Origin of the sequence: Bartonella sp. AP21QHHD, assembly GCF_042196205.1 — a bacterium.
Taxonomy (GTDB): domain Bacteria; phylum Pseudomonadota; class Alphaproteobacteria; order Rhizobiales; family Rhizobiaceae; genus Bartonella.
Window position 1 is genome coordinate 1 of the sequence record NZ_JBHIPT010000031.1, and the last position, 3283, is coordinate 3283.

The 3283-nt window shown below is 34.6% G+C and carries 5 protein-coding genes and 1 pseudogene; 4 read left to right on the plus strand and 2 right to left on the minus strand.

Annotated elements, in window-relative coordinates; genetic code table 11:
• Positions 1–253: 253 nt before the first annotated feature.
• Positions 254–543: pseudogene (locus ACFIMC_RS02995) on the plus strand (hypothetical protein).
• A complete protein-coding gene (locus tag ACFIMC_RS03000; RefSeq protein ID WP_375655531.1) occupies positions 530–1045 on the plus strand; it encodes a hypothetical protein in 516 nt (171 codons plus the stop codon). The pseudogene ACFIMC_RS02995 and the gene ACFIMC_RS03000 overlap by 14 nt, the downstream one beginning before the upstream one ends.
• 125 nt (positions 1046–1170) lie before the next feature.
• On the opposite strand, the gene ACFIMC_RS03005 is transcribed toward ACFIMC_RS03000, so the two are convergent.
• Positions 1171–1476 (minus strand): BrnA antitoxin family protein, encoded by a 306-nt coding sequence (locus ACFIMC_RS03005; RefSeq protein ID WP_273756873.1) that lies wholly within the window; start codon positions 1474–1476, stop codon positions 1171–1173.
• Entirely contained in the window at positions 1454–1753 is a 300-nt protein-coding gene (locus ACFIMC_RS03010; RefSeq protein ID WP_375612484.1) for a BrnT family toxin, read from the minus strand. The genes ACFIMC_RS03005 and ACFIMC_RS03010 overlap by 23 nt, the downstream gene beginning before the upstream one ends.
• Before the next feature lie 194 nt (positions 1754–1947).
• Here ACFIMC_RS03010 and ssb point away from each other — a divergent pair, with 194 nt between their 5' ends.
• On the plus strand, positions 1948–2400 hold the full coding sequence (gene ssb, locus ACFIMC_RS03015) for a single-stranded DNA-binding protein (protein ID WP_375635128.1): 453 nt from the start codon (positions 1948–1950) through the stop codon (positions 2398–2400).
• Positions 2401–2410: 10 nt separating this feature from the next.
• Positions 2411–2959, plus strand: coding sequence for a hypothetical protein (locus ACFIMC_RS03020; protein WP_375632642.1), 549 nt, complete (start codon positions 2411–2413; stop codon positions 2957–2959).
• Positions 2960–3283: the final 324 nt, after the last annotated feature.

Genomic DNA, 3283 nt, shown 5'->3' on the forward strand with positions numbered 1-3283 from the left:
CGCATTTCATTCATGAGAATAGGCAAGCCTAGTGAAGAGCAACATAACAGTAGCAATTCTAAAGCGGCTTAAAACAGCAAAATAGTGAAAAGTGCTGATCATTTTACGATTAGATATGCATTTAAATCGACAAAAAGGTACCATAAAAAGCGATTTAAAGATTTTACGATGAAAACCACATCCGCAATATAAAACGCTCTGTACGGTCAAATTTTAGGTAAATAGACCAATTGGTAAAAATAGGAATTAAAACATGGAAATATTAAAACGAAGATTCTTTAAAAAACGTAAACAGCCTATGCAAAAAGAGTTTGTTGCAACAGCTGTTGGTTATGTTCCTTGGGGAGACGGAGCAGAGGAGTATTTTTACAACCTCTACGAATATGAAGACGGCACAAGAGAGTGTGAAAAGTTTGATGGCGGACAGTATTATACCACACCAGAAAATGCNGCATTCTCAATTACGAACCTCTTATAGATGAGATTAACAGAGAGATCAAAAAATTATCGAAAACCGCAGGAAATAAATATGTTTACAGATAAGCAGCTAAGAGCCTTGTTTGGCATTATAACTTTTATATTTTTATGTTTTTTAGGAATTAAAAAAAATCCCTACTTTATTCAAAGTATTTTGACATTCGCATCTGTTTCTTTGGTAATAGTCACAACTGTTTTTGCAATTTTATGCAATTCCAAGATTCCTTCTGAATTGCAGAGCAACCCAAAATACAAACGCGGCAATACAACAGGTTGGGTGAAACTAACACGTGATTTACAACAGTATATGCACAGACTTTTAAAGCTAATAAGTTTAGCACTTGTCGTTTTAATTTTCCCAAATAGTTATAAGGAAACTGTTTCTTTACCTTTCATTTCTAAGTACGTGGAGTACAAGCTTTCTTTTTCATTGGATAATGTACTTTGGTACTCAGATATTGCTCTTTGGTATTCTTTTTTAGTTTGTGTATTGTTTCTTATGTTACATACACGCAGTTTAATAAACATATCTATTTACACACTACAGTGCTCAGTTAAAAAGCTATAGTAAAATTTCCGATTTTATAAAACTGTTCAGATTACGTTGTTTCTTCTCAACGTTCATAGATGAGATCAACAAGGAGATAAAAAACTATCGAAAGCAGTTTGATACTCTTTGTAGCAGGAAAGAGATCAACGCATTGAACGAAGCATGGCGTCACGTAAAATTGCGTTAATCCGTGTTTGATATCCTTTCCCTTGACTTTTAAGCCACGCTAGAACGTCTGAATCCACACGTACTGTTGTGACAGTTTTGGTTGGTTTATAGAATGGATTGCGAACGGCGTTTTTCCAAAATGCATCATTGAGTGACGGAATATCACTATGATCAATTGCACTGTCCGGCATTGCAGCCAGCTTATCAACTTCAACTCTCTGTTTATCTGTCAAAGGTGATAAGTTACCTACATCAATTTCATAAAGAACTTTCTTCTTCATAACGTTTCCTTTCTTTCGAGTTAGCTCGCCGCGCTGAAATAATACGGATTACTTCTATACCATCTTTATCATCATGGACAGTATGCGCCACGAGCAGCAGTAAAAAACCATCCACAAGACCCAAAGTTTGCCAACGATATTCTCCGTTTTCAATACGGTCTTGTTTAACCATGGCGAACGGGTCTGCAAAAACACGAGCAGCAATTTCAAAACTGACACGGTGCTTTCTAAGATTACTTTTCGCTTTAGCTTCATCCCATTCAAATCTTATTTTCATATCTTATGTTAATACATTTATGTATGTATTTCAAGAGTTTTAAATGAACACTGAACTATTTATGTTTTTTTGCATATTAAATATAATTTTATATGTTAAAAAACAATAATATCCTTTTGAAATAATTGAAAAAATAAGCAAATCATGCTAAGATTTTCTATGTATTAAAGTACAAGTTTAAGGTAAGAAAAAACATGCTAAATAAAGTGACATTAATCGGGCGTTTAGGTGCTGATCCCGAAAGCAAAACAATGAATTCTGGAGCAGAAATAGTCAATTTTAGTATAGCGACTTCTGAGAGCTATACAGATAAAAAAACCAATCAAAAAGTAGAGAAAACAGAATGGCATTCCGTTGTGATTTTTAATCCACATTTGGCAAAAATTGCACTTCAATATCTAAACAAAGGTTCAAAGGTTTACATAGAAGGAAAATTACAGACACGCAAATGGCAAGATAAAAATGGGCATGACCGTTACACAACAGAGATTGTCTTACCACAATTCAAAGGCGAGTTGTATTTGCTTGATGCCAAAAAAGATCAATCGGCATCCCCTACCCCTTCACCTATTACTTCTCAAAATTATGCTATCGCTTCAGGTGCTCAAGATTATAGAACAGCTCTTAACGATAGCGTCCCATTCTGATTGAAAAAATATGGCTAAAAGAAAAAAACGTACAAAACGTGGTCGTCCTCGGATTAAAGGGTGTATCAGAGAACCAAATGGACGTATCTCACGAGCAAAAACACCGCATGAACCCATGGATAAATTGGCAATTGAAATGCGTGCCAAACGCTTCTGTTTGACCATAGAAGAGGCTAAAAATCCGCTTTCCGGTACCTATATCGGGCGGCTTTATTTGCAAGGCGAAATAAATCAAGACCAATATGATGCTGCGCAAAAATATCTTGAAGTGAAAAATGACTATTCGTGTGCAAAAGGTTTGCCAAGTGCTGTTTATGATAAAATGCCCTCATCTTCTGATGAGACAGCAAAAGAAAAATGGATTAAATTTGCAACAGAACAGTTTTCAAACATGCAAGAGGCTATCAAAGAAGCACAACACCTCTATAGACAGTATAATCTTTATGCCGCGATACAACATCTTGTTATAGAAAACCAAACATTACCACATCTTGTTAGTTCTTTGCGTATTGCTCTAAATGCTCTCCAGAAGTATTTTTATCCAAAAAATAAATGGTAAATGCTTTAACGTATAAACGATTTTTGGGAACGGAATATTTGCATCATTTGTTTGTAAAGCAGCATATTTAGGTAAAAAAATAAAAAAAACACAATATATTGATTTTTTTGTTGACAATATGTGAAAAGTCGTATTTAATGACGCTGCTGTACTGGTCGAATTGCGTCCAAAATTCAAAAATATCCTCTAAAAATTTAGTAAAATGTGATCTTGAAACGTGGCTAGAAAGCCCTGTTTTCTGGGTAATTCTGACTAATCTATTTTTCAAATAACAAAAATCAATAATTGACTAATGATGTCATTAATTATGACGCAAAAGGAGCA

Excerpts from the sequence above, each read along its gene's own strand:
- ACFIMC_RS03000 (WP_375655531.1), top strand. The coding sequence starts at position 530 with ATGTTTACAGATAAGCAGCTAAGAGCCTTGTTTGGCATTATAACTTTT.
- ACFIMC_RS03005 (WP_273756873.1), bottom strand. The coding sequence starts at position 1,476 with ATGAAGAAGAAAGTTCTTTATGAAATTGATGTAGGTAACTTATCACCT.
- ACFIMC_RS03010 (WP_375612484.1), bottom strand. The coding sequence starts at position 1,753 with ATGAAAATAAGATTTGAATGGGATGAAGCTAAAGCGAAAAGTAATCTT.
- ssb (WP_375635128.1), top strand. The coding sequence starts at position 1,948 with ATGCTAAATAAAGTGACATTAATCGGGCGTTTAGGTGCTGATCCCGAA.
- ACFIMC_RS03020 (WP_375632642.1), top strand. The coding sequence starts at position 2,411 with ATGGCTAAAAGAAAAAAACGTACAAAACGTGGTCGTCCTCGGATTAAA.